General features: G+C 33.2%; 22 protein-coding genes and 1 pseudogene. 6 read left to right on the forward strand and 17 right to left on the reverse strand.

Features of this window, described 5'->3' with window-relative positions; all coding sequences use genetic code 11:
* Positions 1-805, reverse strand: an 805-nt coding sequence (locus OEM44_07340) for an ATPase V (GenBank protein ID MDH3516613.1), incomplete at its 3' end; no start/stop codon positions are given.
* A 137-nt stretch (positions 806-942) separates the two neighbouring features.
* On the opposite strand from OEM44_07340, the gene OEM44_07345 reads away from it, so the two are divergent.
* Positions 943-1254, forward strand: a complete 312-nt coding sequence (locus OEM44_07345) for a hypothetical protein (GenBank protein ID MDH3516614.1) — start codon at positions 943-945, stop codon at positions 1252-1254.
* Here OEM44_07345 and OEM44_07350 read toward each other — a convergent pair.
* Complete coding sequence (locus tag OEM44_07350) at positions 1243-1866, reverse strand: phosphatase PAP2 family protein (protein MDH3516615.1); 624 nt, start codon at positions 1864-1866, stop codon at positions 1243-1245. The two genes, OEM44_07345 and OEM44_07350, sit on opposite strands and share 12 nt — an antisense overlap.
* Before the next feature lie 180 nt (positions 1867-2046).
* Between OEM44_07350 and pgk the strand changes: the two genes are divergently transcribed.
* Positions 2047-3255, forward strand: coding sequence for a phosphoglycerate kinase (gene pgk, locus OEM44_07355; GenBank protein ID MDH3516616.1), 1209 nt, complete (start codon positions 2047-2049; stop codon positions 3253-3255).
* Here pgk and OEM44_07360 read toward each other — a convergent pair.
* Genes OEM44_07360 through sufB form a run of 6 tightly spaced genes read right to left on the reverse strand, consistent with a single transcriptional unit; the run spans position 3248 to position 8405 of the window.
* Positions 3248-3595 (reverse strand): hypothetical protein, encoded by a 348-nt coding sequence (locus OEM44_07360; GenBank protein ID MDH3516617.1) that lies wholly within the window; start codon positions 3593-3595, stop codon positions 3248-3250. The genes pgk and OEM44_07360 overlap by 8 nt on opposite strands.
* Position 3596: 1 nt before the next feature.
* Complete coding sequence (locus OEM44_07365; GenBank protein ID MDH3516618.1) at positions 3597-4040, reverse strand: iron-sulfur cluster assembly scaffold protein; 444 nt, start codon at positions 4038-4040, stop codon at positions 3597-3599.
* Positions 4037-5281, reverse strand: coding sequence for a cysteine desulfurase (locus OEM44_07370; GenBank protein ID MDH3516619.1), 1245 nt, complete (start codon positions 5279-5281; stop codon positions 4037-4039). Before OEM44_07370 ends, OEM44_07365 begins: the two co-directional genes overlap by 4 nt.
* Before the next feature lie 3 nt (positions 5282-5284).
* Positions 5285-5602: a non-heme iron oxygenase ferredoxin subunit gene (locus OEM44_07375; GenBank protein MDH3516620.1), complete on the reverse strand. Its 318-nt coding sequence runs from the start codon at positions 5600-5602 to the stop codon at positions 5285-5287.
* On the reverse strand, positions 5599-6999 hold the full coding sequence (sufD, locus tag OEM44_07380; GenBank protein ID MDH3516621.1) for a Fe-S cluster assembly protein SufD: 1401 nt from the start codon (positions 6997-6999) through the stop codon (positions 5599-5601). The genes OEM44_07375 and sufD overlap by 4 nt, the downstream gene beginning before the upstream one ends.
* Before the next feature lie 26 nt (positions 7000-7025).
* Positions 7026-8405 (reverse strand): Fe-S cluster assembly protein SufB, encoded by a 1380-nt coding sequence (gene sufB / locus OEM44_07385; protein ID MDH3516622.1) that lies wholly within the window; start codon positions 8403-8405, stop codon positions 7026-7028.
* Between the two features lie 960 nt (positions 8406-9365).
* Between sufB and OEM44_07390 the strand changes: the two genes are divergently transcribed.
* The 3 genes and pseudogenes from OEM44_07390 (at position 9366) to OEM44_07400 (ending at position 11166) form a co-directional block, all read left to right on the forward strand.
* Positions 9366-10313, forward strand: a complete 948-nt coding sequence (locus OEM44_07390) for a zinc metalloprotease HtpX (protein MDH3516623.1) — start codon at positions 9366-9368, stop codon at positions 10311-10313.
* A gap of 3 nt (positions 10314-10316) precedes the next feature.
* Positions 10317-10421 (forward strand): annotated as a pseudogene (locus OEM44_07395) (universal stress protein).
* A 304-nt stretch (positions 10422-10725) separates the two neighbouring features.
* The gene (locus OEM44_07400) at positions 10726-11166 is read left to right on the forward strand and encodes a universal stress protein (GenBank protein ID MDH3516624.1); all 441 of its coding nucleotides are present in this window, start codon (positions 10726-10728) and stop codon (positions 11164-11166) included.
* Between the two features lie 239 nt (positions 11167-11405).
* Here OEM44_07400 and OEM44_07405 read toward each other — a convergent pair whose 3' ends face one another.
* Genes OEM44_07405 through OEM44_07435 form a run of 7 tightly spaced genes read right to left on the reverse strand, consistent with a single transcriptional unit; the run spans position 11406 to position 16224 of the window.
* Positions 11406-12215, reverse strand: coding sequence for a uroporphyrinogen-III synthase (locus tag OEM44_07405; GenBank protein MDH3516625.1), 810 nt, complete (start codon positions 12213-12215; stop codon positions 11406-11408).
* Positions 12215-12955, reverse strand: coding sequence for a uroporphyrinogen-III C-methyltransferase (gene cobA / locus OEM44_07410; protein MDH3516626.1), 741 nt, complete (start codon positions 12953-12955; stop codon positions 12215-12217). The genes OEM44_07405 and cobA overlap by 1 nt, the downstream gene beginning before the upstream one ends.
* Positions 12952-13887: a hydroxymethylbilane synthase gene (hemC, locus tag OEM44_07415; GenBank protein ID MDH3516627.1), complete on the reverse strand. Its 936-nt coding sequence runs from the start codon at positions 13885-13887 to the stop codon at positions 12952-12954. The genes cobA and hemC overlap by 4 nt, the downstream gene beginning before the upstream one ends.
* The gene (gene hemL / locus OEM44_07420) at positions 13884-15164 is read right to left on the reverse strand and encodes a glutamate-1-semialdehyde 2,1-aminomutase (protein ID MDH3516628.1); all 1281 of its coding nucleotides are present in this window, start codon (positions 15162-15164) and stop codon (positions 13884-13886) included. Before hemL ends, hemC begins: the two co-directional genes overlap by 4 nt.
* Positions 15165-15186: 22 nt before the next feature.
* Entirely contained in the window at positions 15187-15870 is a 684-nt protein-coding gene (locus OEM44_07425) for an aquaporin (protein MDH3516629.1), read from the reverse strand.
* A 4-nt stretch (positions 15871-15874) separates the two neighbouring features.
* Positions 15875-16027 (reverse strand): hypothetical protein, encoded by a 153-nt coding sequence (locus OEM44_07430; GenBank protein ID MDH3516630.1) that lies wholly within the window; start codon positions 16025-16027, stop codon positions 15875-15877.
* Positions 16027-16224, reverse strand: a complete 198-nt coding sequence (locus OEM44_07435) for a hypothetical protein (protein MDH3516631.1) — start codon at positions 16222-16224, stop codon at positions 16027-16029. The genes OEM44_07430 and OEM44_07435 overlap by 1 nt, the downstream gene beginning before the upstream one ends.
* A 97-nt stretch (positions 16225-16321) precedes the next feature.
* Here OEM44_07435 and OEM44_07440 point away from each other — a divergent pair, with 97 nt between their 5' ends.
* Positions 16322-16621 (forward strand): metalloregulator ArsR/SmtB family transcription factor, encoded by a 300-nt coding sequence (locus OEM44_07440; GenBank protein MDH3516632.1) that lies wholly within the window; start codon positions 16322-16324, stop codon positions 16619-16621.
* Here OEM44_07440 and OEM44_07445 read toward each other — a convergent pair.
* Positions 16618-16920 carry a hypothetical protein gene (locus OEM44_07445; GenBank protein MDH3516633.1) on the reverse strand — a complete coding sequence of 101 codons (303 nt, stop codon included), beginning with the start codon at positions 16918-16920 and terminating at the stop codon, positions 16618-16620. The two genes, OEM44_07440 and OEM44_07445, sit on opposite strands and share 4 nt — an antisense overlap.
* Entirely contained in the window at positions 16917-18002 is a 1086-nt protein-coding gene (locus tag OEM44_07450) for a sodium-dependent bicarbonate transport family permease (GenBank protein MDH3516634.1), read from the reverse strand. Before OEM44_07450 ends, OEM44_07445 begins: the two co-directional genes overlap by 4 nt.
* Between the last annotated feature and the right edge of the window lie 22 nt (positions 18003-18024).

An 18024-nucleotide genomic window follows, 5' to 3' on the forward strand; every position in this document is an offset into this window, starting at 1 on the left:
TTCTTTTGGCTGCAGTCTTTTTAGCTGGTTTTCTTTTGGCTGCAGTCTTTTTAGCTGGTTTTCTTTTGGCTGCAGTCTTTTTAGCTGGTTTTCTTTTGGCTGCAGTCTTTTTAGCTGGTTTTCTTTTGGCTGCAGTCTTTTTAGCTGGTTTTCTTTTAGATTTACGTTTCCTTGCTAAAAATTCTCGGAATTTTAAAGATGCTTTATTTAAAGCATTTTTAGCAGATTCTTCTGCTTTGATTCTTCTTTCCAATTCTTTCACAAGTTTTTCTGCAGATTTGCGACTAGTTACCATTGTTTCACGGAGAGTAGGTTTTGATCTAGATTGTTTTTGAATGGTTGAATTGATTTTTGATTTTATATTTGAAAAGTTTGCAATTTCATTTGCAATTTTTTTAGTAGTTTTTTTTCTATTTTTAATTTCAGAGACAAGTTCTTCAATATGATCATTTAATGAACGTAACCTAGCCTCAGCATTTTGTTTTTCTTCAGGATTTTCAGCAAATTCAATCTCTTGTTGAATATTTTCAACAGATTCTTTTTCTCTAGCAAGACGTTCTTCTGCTGACGCCACCAGTCTTTCAATACTTTCCAATTGAGATACTTTTTGGTTAAGCACTGTAGAAACATCAGATGCATTCTCTTTTTCAGAGTCTATTTTTTTCTCAATTGACATAATACCAGAAGCTGAACGTTTTTCAGCAGATCGGTATTTTTTTAGTTCTGCTTCTGCTTGTGATCTTAGCTTTGTTGCTTCTTGTTTCTTTTTACGTAATTGAATTAGTAACTTTTCTACGGATGCCAATGTTACAATTATGATAAATGACAGGATTAAGTTGTTAATATGTTCAGGATTTGACTTAGCGGTAAAGAAAATTAACTAACTTTGATCGCAAAACCAGTTTTTTAAAAAATATTAGATAAGAAGTTTTATCATATTCAATGGATTTTCATCCTAAAGATTTACCAATATCAAAGACATATGATCTAAAAGATGAAAAAGAAGCGATTGATGTAGTAGCAGAAATGGTAAAAATAGGTTTTAAAGATAAAAAAGATGGATTCAAAGTATTATTTCCAAAAGAATCAAAAATTGCAAAAAGAATTGGATATACAATAACAACAGGAGTGACACACGGGCTCAAACAAAAAAAAGAAATTCCAGACATAAGATATTGGACATATCATCATGACAATGATCACTATGCGATAGTTTTGATAAGTAGTAATGCATTAAGTGATTTAGGTTTTTGATTTGTTAAAAATTTTGTAAAGTTTTGTTCTTTTTGCCATAACTCCTGCAAGCATTATACCAATCACAGTTCCTCCAATGACGTCCATTGGATAGTGTTGTAAGACATAGATTCTACTAATTGAAATCATTACAGGATAAATGAACAAGAGATAAGCACCTCGCGGGAATAGTTCGGAGAGAGAGTAGCCGATAATAATTGCAAATATTACAGATCTTGCTGCATGGCCAGACGGATATGATGCGTCAAAACCACCTTCACAAAACAAGGCAAAGGTGTCTTTACTTATCGGTACTGGGAATGGGGCACCCTCATAATCAAAATCAGGTCTATCCCTATCAACACCACATTTGATGTATCCTGTAAGTAATGTAGAGATCACAATTAATATCATCATAGTAATTCCAACCCTTCTAGTTTTTGGGATTATTAGCATCAAAATACCAAATCCCAACATCCACAAAACTTCACCACTTTCTGTGATGTATTGCATAATGAGGTCAATTGTTGGATCTCCAACAATTTGAGAGAAATACAAAATAACACTTTGATCGAAACTTTCAGTTATTCTAAAATAAACAAGCGCAGTTAGAATTAGAAACAGAATTGTCATCAGAACAAAAGAGCGTGACCTAATATCAAAAATCCAGTTTTGCAATAAATTAAGCCTCAGGCACGTGTCTTTTAATTTTTGTCAGTACATAAGTTTTGTAGAGGGGAGATCAAGACAAAGATCAATGAAAATAATTCAGATCTCCTCAAAGAATTTAACCAAGTAAATAATAGAAAAATTGTGAAGGTACTCACATTAGATGATTTTGACCTTAAAGGCAAGACAGTTTTCTTGAGAGTGGACATGAATTGTCCAATAGATCCAGTTACAATGGAGATTATGGGTACCAAGAGAATCGAAGAAGCAATTGAGACACTCACAGCATTAAAAGATGCCAAAGTTGTCCTCGCATCACATCAAGGAAGAGTTGGAAATAATGACTATACTGGAATGGACAAACATGCCAAAGTTCTTGAGAAATTAATGAATAGGGAAATAAAATATGTCGAAGATGTAATTGGGGAAGCTGCACAAAATGCAATTAAAAATCTGGAAAATGGCGATATTTTACTTTTAGATAATCTAAGATTATGTGCTGAAGAAAATTATGAATTCACACCAGAGAATGCAGCAAAAACAATAATGGTTTCTAGATTATCCAAATTATTTGATCTTTGTGTACTAGATTCATTTCCAAGTGCTCACAGATCGCACCCATCAATAGTTGGATTTCCACAGGTTATACCTGCATGTGCAGGAAAAATTGCCGAAAGAGAAGTTAGGAATTTAGATAAGATAATGACAATAGCTAAGGCCCCACATGTGATCGTTCTAGGTGGTTCCAAGGTTCCAGATAGACTAGAGGCAATAAAATTATTGATTCAAAATGGTCGTGCAGATCATATACTACTAACGGGTCTTATTGGCAATGTGTTTATGCGTGCACAAGCTAGAATAAAATCACCTCTTGGAATCAAACGAGAAGATGAAGTAGTAGCAAAAGCACATGCACTCATAGGAGAATACCCAGATGTATTCGCAACACCAGTAGATGTTGCAATTGACAAAGATGGACAACGGGTAGAATTAGATGTCAGAGAGATTGGCAAGGGAGACAAAATTTTTGATCTAGGTCCAAAGACTGTAGATTATTATTCAAAATTAATTGCAAGTGCAGGAACTGTATTTATCAGCGGACCCGCTGGATTTTTTGAAAAAAAACAATTCAGTTACGGGACAAATGCATTGCTTAAAGCAGTTGCAGATTCTTTAGCGACGACAATTGTCAGCGGAGGACATTTAACAACAGCATTAAAGCAACTAGGATTGGCAGATAAAATTGAACATATCAGTACTGCAGGTGGTGCTTTGGTGCTTTATCTCACAGGGGAGAAACTACCAATGATAAAAGCCCTTGAAGATGCAGCAATGAAATACAGAACTAAATAGAAGAATTACAAGAAGAATTAATACAAATTCTATCCTCAGATGAACCAAGATAGATATCTTGATCACATGCATTACAATGGATTTTTTCAAGTGGATCAAATAGTTTCAAATACATCGTAGTGAAATTCTGTCCTATGTTTCTGACAAGGCCTGAATTACAAATTTCGGTAAAAAATAATTCAACATCATCAATAACCCAAGATGGATTAATATCACCATTTTTTTTAAGGATTTCAAAAACATCATCATTTGTAAAGTTAATATCAACATCATTGAATTTTTCAAAGATTATTTTGCGTATCTGAAGTGCAATTGGAGTCGTAGGAGTAAAATCACTCATACTAGTACAGATTTGCTGCCTCTTCTTTTAGTGTGTTCAAATCTTGAGTATTTTCAAGATGCTCTCCAATGTAGGTGTAAAGAGCAGATTTGAGTACTTTGAGAGAAAGCAAAGCACATTTTATTCGAACTGCCTGAAGATGCTCAAGACCTAGCTCACCTAACACATCATTCTTTTCAATGGCTCTTACCTCATCAAGAGTCTTACCTTTCGTAATTTCTGTTAAAACAGAAGAACATGCCATGCAAATTGCACATCCTCTTCCATGAAATTTAATATCTGTGACTTTGTTATCATCAATTTTCATATCAATATCAATACTATCACCACATAATGGATTTGAGTCGTGGAAAGTTACATCGTGATCCTCTATCTTTCCATAATTCACAGGATTTCTAGAATAATCAACAATCATTTCATGATAAATGTCCGCATTACTGCTCATAATTTAAACACCTTTGCCACAATATTTAATGAATTTACTAGAATATCAATGTCTTCTTTAGTATTATAAATGTAAAAACTAGCTCTGGATGTTGCAGCAACATTTAGTCTTTCCATCAGTACCTGAGCACAATGATGACCAGATCTAACAGCAATTCCTTCTTCATCAATAATCTGAGCTACATCATGTGGGTGAACATCTGCAAAATTAAACGAGATTACACCACCACGTTTTGAGATATCTTTTGTTCCATAGATATGCAGGCCCTTAACTTGAGACAACTTTTCAATAGCATATTTTGTTAATTCAACTTCATGTTCTCGTACATTATCCATCCCAATCTTTGTAAGATAGTCAATTGCAGCACCAAATCCTATCACATCTGCAATGTTTGGAGTGCCTGCTTCAAATTTGTATGGTAAATCATTCCATGTCGTCTCATATTTGTGAACTTCTCGAATCATGTCACCGCCACCATGGAAAGGCACCATAGTTTCTAATACAGATTTTTTAGCCCACAAAACACCAATTCCAGTTGGTCCTAGCATTTTATGTCCAGAAAATGCAAAAAAATCACATCCTAATTTTTCAATATCAACTTTCATGTGAGGTACTGCCTGAGCCCCATCAATGAGAGTGAGAACACCTGCTGTCTTGCAACGCTCAATAATCTTTTGTGCGTCAGTTATAGTACCAAGAACATTGGACATTAAACTAAATGTTACGAGTTTAACCTTTCCAGTTGCCAGAAATTTATCAAGATCATCTAAAATTAACTCACCATTATCATCCATTCTAATGTATTCTATTTTAGCATGTTTCTCTTGAGTAAGAAGCTGCCAAGGCACAATGTTACTATGATGTTCATATTCAGTAGTAACAATAATGTCATCTGTATGGACATTAGGTCTGCCCCATGCATACGCAACCAAGTTAATTGCTTCAGTAGTGCCCCTAACAAAAATAATTTCTTGACGATCTTTTACATTAATGAAATTTGCAATTTTATCCCGAGTTAACTCATATGCTTCAGTTGATTCTTCAGCAAGGGCATAAACTGCACGGTGAATGTTTGCATTATGATTTTGATAGTAATCAGTAATTGCTTCAATTACTTGATTTGGTTTTTGAGTAGTAGAAGCATTATCAAGATAAACAAGAGGTTTATTGTCTCTAACAACTCTTTTCAGAATTGGAAAATCTTTTCTCAAATTCTCAAATAATGATTCTGTGCTTTGCAATTTTTAAACCTCCACGTAAATTTCGTTGTCGTCTATTTTAGTATTGTATACAATAAGAGGAATTTCTGCAGGAAGATTTTGTGGTTTACCATCCTCCAAATTAAAAACAGATAGATGTAATGGGCATCGTACACCCTCTTCACTTAGGAATCCAGTAGAAAGATCAGCATCAGCATGAGTGCAAATTAAATCAGTAGCATGAATCTTTCCTTTAAGATTTGCTAGAAGAATTTTCTTTGTACCATGGACAAATCCAAAAAGTTGGCCCTCTTTTACTTGGTCCATCGTACAAGCTTTAATCCATTCAGACAAAATTATCACCGATACTTGTAGTGTTGCTCAATTTCAGAATCTTCGTTGTAACGTGTTTCTTCAATTTCAACAAACTTTGCTAATTCTGCATCAGTATTAATTGTGAGTTCTCTGTTTTCCCATTTTGATTCAATAAGATATGCAATCCAGGCTCTTACTTGAAATGACATTTTTCTTGAGAGAGGTTCCAAAAATCCTTCAATAATTGTTCGTTCAGCTTCTTCATGACTGAGACATCTAGTTTTAAGATAAAAAATTTGTTCTTCATCAATTTGTGCAACAGATGCAGAGTGAGTTGCCTTTACATCATTAGTAAAAATTTCTAAACCAGGAATAGCATCAGATTTTGCATCTTTATCAAGTAGGATTGAACGACCAGACAAAAAGGAATTTGATTTTGAGGCATTTTCTTTAATTCGGATCATTCCTTTGAAGAGAGATTTGGATTTATTTCTAAGAATTGATTTTTCAACAACTCTTGCTTCAGTAGAAGGACTCTCATGATTTACATTAGTTTGAATGTCAAAAGATTGTTCATTATTTCCAAAGATTACCTCAGAATCATTAGACGATGCACCAGTACCATTAAGGTAGTATTCAATTTTATATCTAGATAGCATGGAACCAAAAAGTCCAGAATACCAATTGACTTTGGCATCTTGTGCCAAGTCTGTTCGTCTTGTAGAGAAAGTTATAGCATGTTGATCCATCATTTGCAGAGTAGTGATATCCAATTGAGCATTTGCTGCAAGATTAGTATTTAATAATTCAAGATATGCTTGTTGTGCTTCAATATGTGGTGAGTATAGTTCTTGGACAATTGCAGCTTTGCTACTTTCGTCTGCAAATATTATGTTTCTTGAAATTACAGAATGGCCGTCATCAGATAGACAAGTCAAAAAGTAGATGGGTTTATCTAATATCAAATTACGTGGAATATGGATAAAAATACCTGAATTAAAGGCAGCATTGTTTAACGCTGTGAATTTATCATCTTTTGAATTTGATGCATCTAGTGATTTTTTTACAAGTTCAGAATTATTTTTAATTGCATCAGATATTGAAGAAATTACAAGCCCCTTGGATTTTAAATCCTCAGGCACATGTATTCTGTGAATGTTTGTTCCAATTTGAATAATACATATTTCATTTCGTAATTCACCTAGTCTTTTTTTAAGAAAATCTGGAATTGTTTCTGTTGTTGATAATGAAAGTGATACTTTTTCTGGATCCATTTTTTTTGCATCAGTGTATTTGTTGTAAAGTGGAGACATTTCAATTGGTAAACTACCATAAACAGATAAAGAGTTCTTTCTGTGAACTTTGAGCCAGTCAGGTTCATTTCTTGACGAAGAAATCTTATCAATGTGAGTTGTACTAAGTTTTGAGAGAATTTCTTGAGACATGATTAATCAAAATAAAGTTGTGGAGTTTATCCCACAGAGTCATCCATCTCTAATTTGATGAGTCGATTAAGCTCAACAGCATACTCCATTGGTAATTCTTTTGTAAATGGCTCCATGAACCCATTAACAATTAGGGATAGTGCTTCTTCTTCATTGAATCCCCTAGTCATCAGATAGAAAATTTGTTCATCGCCAATTTTTCCAACTGTTGCCTCGTGAGTAATTGTTGCATCTTCCTGATTAATTTCCATGTATGGGTAAGTATCAGTTTTTGATGTATCATCTAAGAGTAAAGCATCACATCTCACAGTAGATTTTACGTTTGTAGCACCTTTTGCCACGTGTAGCATTCCTCTATAAGTGGAACGCCCATCCAATCTACTTACCGACTTTGATGTGACTTTAGAAGTTGTGTTTGGTGCAAGATGAACCATCTTTGCTCCTGTATCCTGATGTTGTCCTTTACCAGCAAAAGCAATAGAAAGCGTTTCACCATAGGCTCGCTCACCCATAAGATAAACCCCAGGATATTTCATAGTTAGTTTACTTCCAATGTTTCCATCAATCCATTCTACTGTTGCACCTTCATATGCATAAGCACGTTTTGTTACAAGATTGTAGACATCATTACTCCAGTTCTGAATTGTAGTGTATCTTAATTTTGCATCTTTAAGTGCAACAAGTTCTACAACTGCAGAGTGGAGAGATTCTGAAGAATAGACAGGAGCAGTACATCCTTCAATGTAATGAACTTCTGCACCTTCATCTACGATGATCAAGGTTCTTTCAAATTGACCTATATTTTCAGCATTAATTCTAAAGTATGCTTGAAGGGGCATGTCAACTTTGACGCCAGGTGGAACATAGATGAATGAGCCACCACTCCAAACTGCACTGTTAAGTGCTGCAAATTTGTTATCCTCTGGAGGAATGATTTTACCAAAGTATTTTTTGAATAGTTCTGGATGTTCGTTTAGTGCTGCATCAGTGTCTAAAAAGAGAACACCTTGTTTTGCCAAGTCTTCTCTAAGACTATGATATACAACTTCAGACTCGTATTGTGCACCAACTCCTGCCAAAAATTTTTTTTCGGCCTCAGGAATTCCTAATTTATCAAAAGTGTTTTTGACATTTTCTGGAACATCATCCCAATTTTTTTCTACTTTATCAGATGCTTTTGCATAGTAGTAGATGTTTTGAAAATCAATAACACTAAGATCACCGCCCCATGTAGGCATTGGTTTTTGCATAAAAATTTCATAAGAACGTAATCTAAAGTCAAGCATCCATTGTGGCTCATTTTTCATCTTGCTGATGCTAATTACAGTTTCCTTAGACAGGCCTTTCTTGCTAAGATGAACATATAGTTCAGTTGAGTCTTTAAAATCATATTTTGAATAATCCATATCCAAATTTTCAGTTGTCATGCATATCATAACCCCGTTATATTATAAATACATGAGGAAAAATAGGCATAGCTAAATAGGTTTAGCTAAGATTTAAAATTAAGATAAAGAGATCGCCATGAGAATATAATCTCCAAATATATCAAACATGTATTAAAGGAGATTACAACAATACGAATTTCAAAAGATACTCATAAACAGGGTATCAAGATTATAGGCCAGATTCAAGCAGGAACTAGAGTTTATAATATTTGATAATTTATTTCAACAAAGGGAGGTAATTACAAGAAGAAATAAAGAATTACACATTAAACAATTTTTAAAAGATGTCACCATGGTATAAAAGAGATATCCATATTGAAGTATAGTTCTTTTTAATATTATACAGAATTATTCCAGAAGGTTTAGTTATTTTATTTGAATATTGTAATTGTGGAATGTCTAATCTTTATGTTCGGATCAGGTTAAAATTGAATAGTTTTATTCTTAAAAAACCAATTTCCCCAAATGAGAGGAGTTAGCAAATAGAAATTCTTAACTTTAAGAAATAAAAAATAAAATTGGGTTAAACTCATCATCTTCACTATTTTGGAAAATAAGAAAAAAAATTAAAATCATGTTATTATGTTACTCTGATAATTCAAAAAAATAATTTTAAAAAGTAGATTATTATCAATGGTACATCACAAGCGATAATATATGATTAAACAATTCTCATATACACACACTGTAAACTCTTGTCTAGTACAAATCCGTGTAAAAAGTATTCAACAACTATGAAGTGATTTCAAATATTATCATCAAACTAGAAGAAGTGTATAGTAATGAAAAGTGATTGGTTAAATATAGAAATGGTCAAAGGCAACATTTAGAGCATCAGTGAAGTGTTAAACATGCAAATATACTCATCCCATAGTTCTTTTCAAACAATTATATCTCAACATCAATCGAGATGCATGTATGATTAAGGGACTTGTAGCATCAATGAGTCTTACATTGATCTTAGTTTTTGGGTTACTCTTTGCATTACTTGCTGGTTTGAGTTATTATTTTAATCTTGGAATAATTGCTACTGTAGGAATGGCAGTAGGTTTGGGTCTGATCCAATGGGCCATAGGACCATCAATAGTAAGATGGAGTACAAACATGAGTCCATTAAATAAGGAAGAATTTCCATGGATTGAAGAAACAACTCATGGAATATGCAATAAGAATAATGTTAAGATTCCAAAAATTACAATAGCAAACACTAGCATGCCCAATGCATTTGTGTTTGGCAGGACAAGTAAATCTGCAACGCTAACTCTAACTCGTGGATTACTTGACACATTAACAAAAGACGAAGTAAAAGGAGTAATCGCACATGAAATTGGTCACATAAAACACAATGACATGGTTGTAATGACGATAATTTCAGTGATTCCAACTATTGCATATTTTATTGCATTATCCACTATGTTTGGAGGGAGAGGTAGAAACCAAGGAGGGTCCACAGTCATAATAGGGATTGGTGCATTTGTAGTATATTTTATTACAAATCTTTTGATACTCTACTTTTCACGCCTCAGAGAATTTTATGCAGATAATTTTGCAGGACAACAAGTAAAACCAACCATACTTGCCAATGCACTAGCAAAGATTACCTATGGTCTAAGCTTGCAAAAACAAGAAGCAAGAAATTCTACACTTCGTTCATTTTATGCAGTTGACCCTATTTCATCAAGTTATGAGGTTACAAAATTTGCCTCGTATTACAAGGATCAGCATGTTTCAGAAGATGAGGTAAAAAAGGCCATGGATTGGGAACGAAATAGTAGTTTCAGTAAGTTTGGGGAGATTTTTAGAACACATCCATTAACTTACAAGCGAATTAACAAATTATATCAAATGGAAAAAGAATTATCTTAAAATCAAAAAGTGGATCTTGTAGTAATATCAAAGAGAATAAAACTAAAAGGAGTGAAAAAATTACTAACTATAGATAGTGTTTCAAGGAAAATAGTTGAAAATACATAATATTCTATATTTCAGATGTATGTTGAAAAATTATGATTTTAAATTAGATAGGCATAATCAATATCCAGAGTTGTATTAATGACATTCGGATAATTCTTTCAGTAGATCATTCTGGTCAGAGATTAATAATTGATATTCTGTATAATTTACAGTAATACTTCCAAATACCAAACCATTAGTAGCTAGTATTTCATAGTGTTTATCATGCAACATCATTAAATAAAAATAGACTTAAAATCCTAAGTATAACATAAATCACAGAATTATATAATCCAAATATAGGATATAATACATATTAAAAATCATGTCCAAAATATTCAAAAATATAGCAGTTGCAATTATTACTCCAACACATACCAAAAAATCATTTAATATTGGACTAGAATTAGCTAAAAAGTTTGATTCTAATTTTACCGTCATTGAATGCATGTACAAGATTCAACCAAAACTTTATTTTTTTGAGACAAAATCAGATAAAAAAAGAGCTCAACAACAGATTTCTAAACTAAAAGTAGAATTAGAAAATTGGAAAAAAATTGCTTTAGCAGAAGGGATTCATGCCAAAACAAAATTTGCTTTAACTGACTCTATTGCACATTGGGTAATTGGTTATGTAAAGGATAACAAAATTGATCTGTTAATTGTAGATTATCCTAAACTATCTATGGTAGAAATGACACTTTATGACGACATAATAAACACAATTCACCATGAATCTCATTGTCATCTTTTTACCACAAAGTAATAACAAATCATCTCCAATTCAATTAAAAAAACACCTCAAAGAATATGAGATATTATAGGTTTTAATTATTTTTGGAAATAATTAGATTATCAGTATCAGACGGGTATAAGACAACATAGATTATTCCTGTACTGTTTTAGAGGAGTAGATGAAAAAGAGTTTTTGGAAAAGAGGTTTATGAAACATGTCTAAACCCAATTTAACATATTTAGATCCTTGAAAAATTTTTCACAATATAATTAAACTCTAGAATCACCAGATAAAGTACTCTTCATTGCATCAAAAGCACCTGCAACAGTATGAACTTCAGCAACAGTGTTTTTAACTTTGAATTTTTTTAATTCATCTGAGGTAAAAGGTCCAATAGACACTACAGATAATTTTCCAAGATCATCTAGCAGTGTCTGTTCATTATAATCTTTTGACATTATATCAAAAAATCCTCTAACAGATGATGCACTGGTAAAAACAATACCATCCACTTTATTTTGAGAAAATAATTGACGGAATTCATTCCATTGAGTGGTATCTCTAAATGCACATACATCATACAAATGAATCTCCAATACATCAATTCCAATCTTGTTAAGTAGTTCTTTTAGAAAAGGAGTTGATGCACCACTACGCGGAACAATTACCTTTTTTCCAACAGCATGAATTTGCGTAAATTCTTCACCAACTCCAACTGATGAATATATAGTAGGTTGATAGTTTACTTTAATTCCTTCATTTTCAAGTGCAATTGTAGTTTTTGGTCCAACAGACATCACCATTGTATTTGCAACAGCAAGTTGCAATTCCCCCAGTTTCCCAACCTGTTTTGCAGTGTCAAACAATAATTTTACTGCCTTTGAACTCATAAAAACAGAATAATCAGGAGAGTATTTGGAAACAGATTCTAAAAACTCATCAACAATTTTCTCACCCTTGCTAACAAGCTCAATTGTCGGTAAAGGTATAGGAATTGCATTATTTTGCTCTACAAGAGAGATAAATTCAGTAGCATCATCTTTTGAGCGAGTAATTGCTATAGTTTTTCCTTCAAGCATCATTTCCACCCAATAGTTTCTGATAAATCAACGACCTTGCCAATAATTATGTTAGTTGGAGGAGTGATTTTATTTTCCTTAATTTTTTTTGCAATGTTGGTAACAGTTCCTTTAATCATTTTTTGTTTAGGAGTAGTACCATTTTGAATAACAGCCACTGGTGTTGTTTTGTCCATACCTCCAGCAATCAGTTGTTTACAAATAATATCAATTCTAGATAATCCCATCATGACTACAATGGTGTCAACTGACTTCGCAAGATTTTTCCATTTAACAATCTCTTTTTTCTTTTCTGGATCTTCATGTCCTGTAACAAAAACTACAGAAGATGCATATTTTCTATGAGTTAGAGGGATTCCAGCGTATGTGGCAGATCCAATACCCGAAGTAATTCCAGGAACAATTTCATATTTGATTTTATTTGCCTTTAGAAATTCTGCCTCTTCTCCACCGCGTCCAAATATCATTGGATCGCCTCCCTTTAGTCGAACCACCTTTTTTTTGGATTTAGCATACTCTACCATTAAATCATTAGTTGTGTTTTGATGAGTTGTGTCATCTCCTACTGCCCTTCCCACATAGATTTTTTCTGCAGATTTAGGAATCATTGATATTATTTTTTTACTAACCAATCGATCAAATAACACAACATCTGCTTTTTCGAGTAATTCAACTGCACGTAATGTAATTAATTTACCATCTCCAGGTCCAGCCCCTACAAGATACACTTTTCCAGTCAAGTCTTATTCCATTCCTCCACTTTTTCCCTCCAATTTAATGCAAGATCATTTACACCCTTCTCACGGAGCTCTGTACCAACACGCTTACCAAGAGATGCAGGATCCTCTTTTGCTCCGATTTTGGTTACTTGTATTGATTGCTTACCATCAACAGAAAAAGCAGTCACAGTCAACATCATTTCAGAACCATTTGATTTTGCATATGCACCTAGTGGGAATCGGCATCCAGAATCAACATAGTCTGATAGTGCTCGTTCTGCTTCAATTTCAAATCTAGAGTCAGCATCTTCGATTTTTCTAAGCATTGAAATTGTTTCAGTATCATCAGATCTTGCAACAATCGCAATTGCTCCCTGACCAGGAGAAGGCGAAAAATCATCAACAGGTAAAGCAGTAAATTTAACATCAACACCTAATCTAGATATCCCGGCTTGAGCAAGTACTATCGCATCATATTTTTCACCAAAAGCTTTTTTGATTCTTGTCTCAATGTTTCCTCGAATCGGTTTAACTACAACATCAGGTCTTTTCCTTGAAACTTGAACTGCACGACGTAACGAACTTGTTCCAATTACTGCACCAGATTTGATGTTTTCCAGAGTTGAGCCATCAAAAGATATGAAAACATCATTTACTACTTCACGCTTTGGGATTGATGCGATGATCAAATTATCATCTAATTCAGAAGGTACATCTTTGAGACTATGCACTGCAAAATCTATTTCCTTGAGTGCAACTGCTCTATCAATTTCTTTCTCAAAGATTCCTTTTTGATCAATTGTAAACAGAGGTCTAGAATCAGTATCACCTTTTGTAATTATCGGCTTAATTTCATATTCAGAATTAGGATTTACTTTTTTTAGTTCTGTTATTACCCAGTTTGTTTGGGCCAATGATAAACCACTGTTTCTAGCTCCTACAACATACTTCAATGCTTCACCGATTTTAATGCAACATAATATGCGTCAAGTGTTTTGTTTAGATCATTTTTAGTGTGAGCATCAGATAAAAAGACTACTTCAAACTGAGATGGGGCTATGAATATTCCATTTTTTAATAGAGTGTAAAACATTTTTTTGAATTTCTTTGAATCAGCATTTTTGGATGTAGTATAGTCAACTACAGGTTTGGCGGTAAAAAAAATCTGAAGCATTGATGATGTAAAGTTGATTTGGTGAGGAATATTCATATCAGTTGCCATATCATCTAATGCATTAGAAAATAAAAAATTAAATTTTTCAAGTTTGGAATATAGTTTGTTTTTGAGTTTGTTTATTGTTTTGATGGAACTAATTGCAGCACTAACTGATATTGGATTACCTGCAAATGTACTTGCCTGATAGACCTTTCCATTAGGAGAAAGCAAGTCCATGATCTCTTTTCGTCCACCCACAGCAGATATAGTAAATCCATTACTCAGAGCTTTGGCTATTGTGGTAATGTCAGGTTTAATTCCAAAATGTTCTTGTGCCCCACCAGGAGCCACTCTAAATCCTGTAACTACCTCATCGAAGATCAATGGGATATTGTTTTGTTCAGTAATTTTTCTCAGATCATATAGAAAATTCTTTTCAGGTAAGATCAACCCCATATTAGCTAAAATTGGCTCTACTATTACTCCTGCAATATCTTTATTTTTTTGAATAGTCTTCTCAAGATCCTCAATGTTGTTATATTGAACAACCAAAGTATTTTTTGAAACTTCATCTAATCCTCCATCAGATATTGAAATTCCATTATGAACAGAACCAGATCCTGCTTTTACTAAAACAGAATCATGTGCACCATGATAACATCCTTCAAATTTAATTATTTTTTTCTTTTTAGTAAAACCACGAGCTAATCTAATTGCAGTCATTGTAGCCTCGCCTCCAGTATTCATCAACCTCACTTTATCAATTGACGGAAAATTTTTTATGATTAGTTCCGATAATTCAATTTCAGCTTCTGTGGGGGTACAATAAAGAGTTCCCTTTGAGAGCTGATTAGATACGGCATTTATGATCTCCTTTCGTCTATGTCCTAAAAGCAACGCACCATACCCATTACAGAAATCAATGTAACGATTGTTGTCTACATCCCAAATGTGTGCACCGTTTGCTTTTTTTGTAAAAAACGGATATGGTTCAAAATATCTTACAGGACTATTAACTCCTGAAGGGATTATTTTTTTAGCAATATTGAATAATTTTTTGGAGTTAGACAACATTTAAGGATGATTTAGGTCATTATTATTCGTAATTTAAGGCCCTTTGTGCTTGAAACTTCTTACGAAATAGAAATGCTACAATTATAGTTCCAATATAGGGTGCACTCCAATAGATCCAAAGATTCTCAAAAGTCCCAGACAATAAGGCAGGTGCAAGTGCCCTAGCAGGATTCATTGAGGCCCCAGAGATAAAAGCCAGAAATAATATATCTAATCCAACTATTCCACCAATTGCAATTCCACTAAATCCTTTCAAGCCTTTTGTATACACAACATAAAAAATCACCCCCATCAACATTGCAGATGCAAATACCTCAATTGGGAAGATCAAGAATATTGAGAAATCATAGTTTGGTGCATTTACTCCAAGATTTGCTTTTCGTCCTATAACTGTCATTACAAAAAGAGAACCCAATATCGCACCGATGATTTCAGCTGTAAAATAATATAAGATTTGAATTTTTGTTATATGTCCAGTAATAAAATATCCAACTGTAACTGCAGGATTGAAATGTGCTAAAGATATCTTTCCAAAAGAATACACACCAATCAATAATGCAATAAATGGAGCTAATGCTGCAAATGGAATTCCCAGACTACCATCAAACGATTCAGCATCATATACAATTGAACCGGTAGCAAAAACTACAAGAATGAATGTTCCAATTAATTCAACAATAAAAATTTGTAAATTAGAATAGGTCAATATATCATCCCTTAAGTGATTGGATTAGATTGATTACTTCACATTTTATTTGATCACTGATTTTTCGCACATAATTCAAGGGTTTTTCTTTTGGATCTAAAATATTCCAATCAAAAACATCTTTGACAAATAACGCTGGCCAGAAATTTTTATTCATCAATCTATATTGATCCTCTTGGAGGAACTCTTAATCATATTGTTAGACAGTGGTTTTGGTTTGTGATCATTCATATCAATCCCAATTTCATTCATCACTTGACTGACCATATGATTTAGTTGGGTTGAAGTAATTGTTCTAGCACTTACAGCATAAGATTTATCAGGAGCATATTTTTTAGAAAATGCCTCAGCCATCTGGCTTTTACCAACAGTTTCTACGCACACAAGCAGTACATTCTTAATATTATTCACATAATCATATAAATATTAGTTTATATAAATTTTAATTGATATGAATGGAGTCAATCTTTTAAAATGTATTTGTGATGAAACAAGATTTGAGATTTTAGAGTTACTCCAAGAAAATAAAGAATTGTGTGTCAATGATTTTGTTAAAAAACTAGAGAAAGGTCAACCACTAATATCACATCATCTAAAGACATTAAAAAAATGTGGAATTGTAAAATCAAGAGATGTGGGAAAAAAGGCGATATATATGATTTCAAGTAAGCAATTGTCAGAACTAATCTCAAACATTACAAAAACAAGTAAAAAAATTCCTGTTTTATGCGCAGATGGTAAGTATTGTTAAAATTTTTCAGTTCTAACAACACTGACATCACTTGCATAAAGCACTATAGCAAAATTTGCAAATAAAGTTCTTGATACTTCTTCAACTACATCAGATAGTTTTTCTTCTCTCATAATCACTTCAACTTTGACATTCTTTTCATTTTTGAATCCTTGACCACGAATTCCACGTGCGCCATTTCCATCAACTTCATAAGTTGTATATCCAGTTATCTCGTGTTTTTTTAAAATCTCAATAACATTTTTTTGTGCAAGAATTTCACAAGTTATGGTAAGTAATTTTACATTGTATAGTTTCATATCCAATCCTTTATAATAAAATGGAATAAGTCTATCGATCCTTCTGTATTGTGTACAAAAGTAGAGACAGTAAACATAATGGGCAATAAGACAATGATGTTGTATGGGAATGTAATTCCTAATGCTGATGTAATGTAAAGACTAGGGTTTGCCTGAGGTATTGCATGGCGTAGTACTGCAGGTGCTGCAATAAATGATGCACTAGCCAATAGTAATCCAAACATGACTGCACCACCTAGACTCAACCCCATTGCAGCAGCAACCAATACTCCAATAATTCCATTAAATGTAGGCATGATCACAGCAAATGCAGTAAGAAAGATTCCAACTTTTTTGATGTCATCTAGTCTTTGTCCTGCAATAATTCCCATTTCGATCATAAAGATAACAATAGCGCCGGTAAACATTTCATCAAAAACTATTTTGATTGAAGCAAATCCAGATTCTCCAATAACATAGCCAATTACAATACTGCCAAGAAGAATCACTATTGCTTTACCAGTAATTGATTCATGCAATACCTGAGAAAGTTTTGTCTTAGTTTCAGAAACTCCTACATCAATATCAGATCCATTTTCTTTTGTAAAAGACTGTTTTTTTGTTCGAATTTGCTTTGAGACTGCCATATTTGTCAAAAATATCGCCATGATGAATGCAACAGGTTCCAGCACTGCAAGAATTGCTGCAAGATATCCTTCTGATGTAACTCCCTGATTTTTAAGAAATGACAATCCAACTGAAAAGGTTACAGCCCCTACAGCACCATATGTAGATGCCAAGGCATAAGAATCAAAAATATTGAACTTTCCTAAGCGTCTCAAAATTTGATAGTGATTTAAAGTAAACAACAAAGAGAGAGCAATTGCAACAAGCATTGGGATCAACATATTTTCAAATCCAGTATTTCTCATCTCGATTCCACCATGAAGTCCAATTGCTGCAAGAAGATAAATTGGTAAAAATTCTGAGATTGCTTCAGGTATTTTCAAGTCAGATTTTATCCGGGCAGTAATTATTCCAAATAGAAAAAATAGAATTACAGGAGTTAGTAAATTTGATTGTATTAGTTGTAGAATATCCATGAGAACACGTTAGAAAAATTTT

The sequence above is a fragment of the Nitrosopumilus sp. genome (assembly GCA_029862745.1).
Classification (GTDB): domain Archaea; phylum Thermoproteota; class Nitrososphaeria; order Nitrososphaerales; family Nitrosopumilaceae; genus Nitrosopumilus.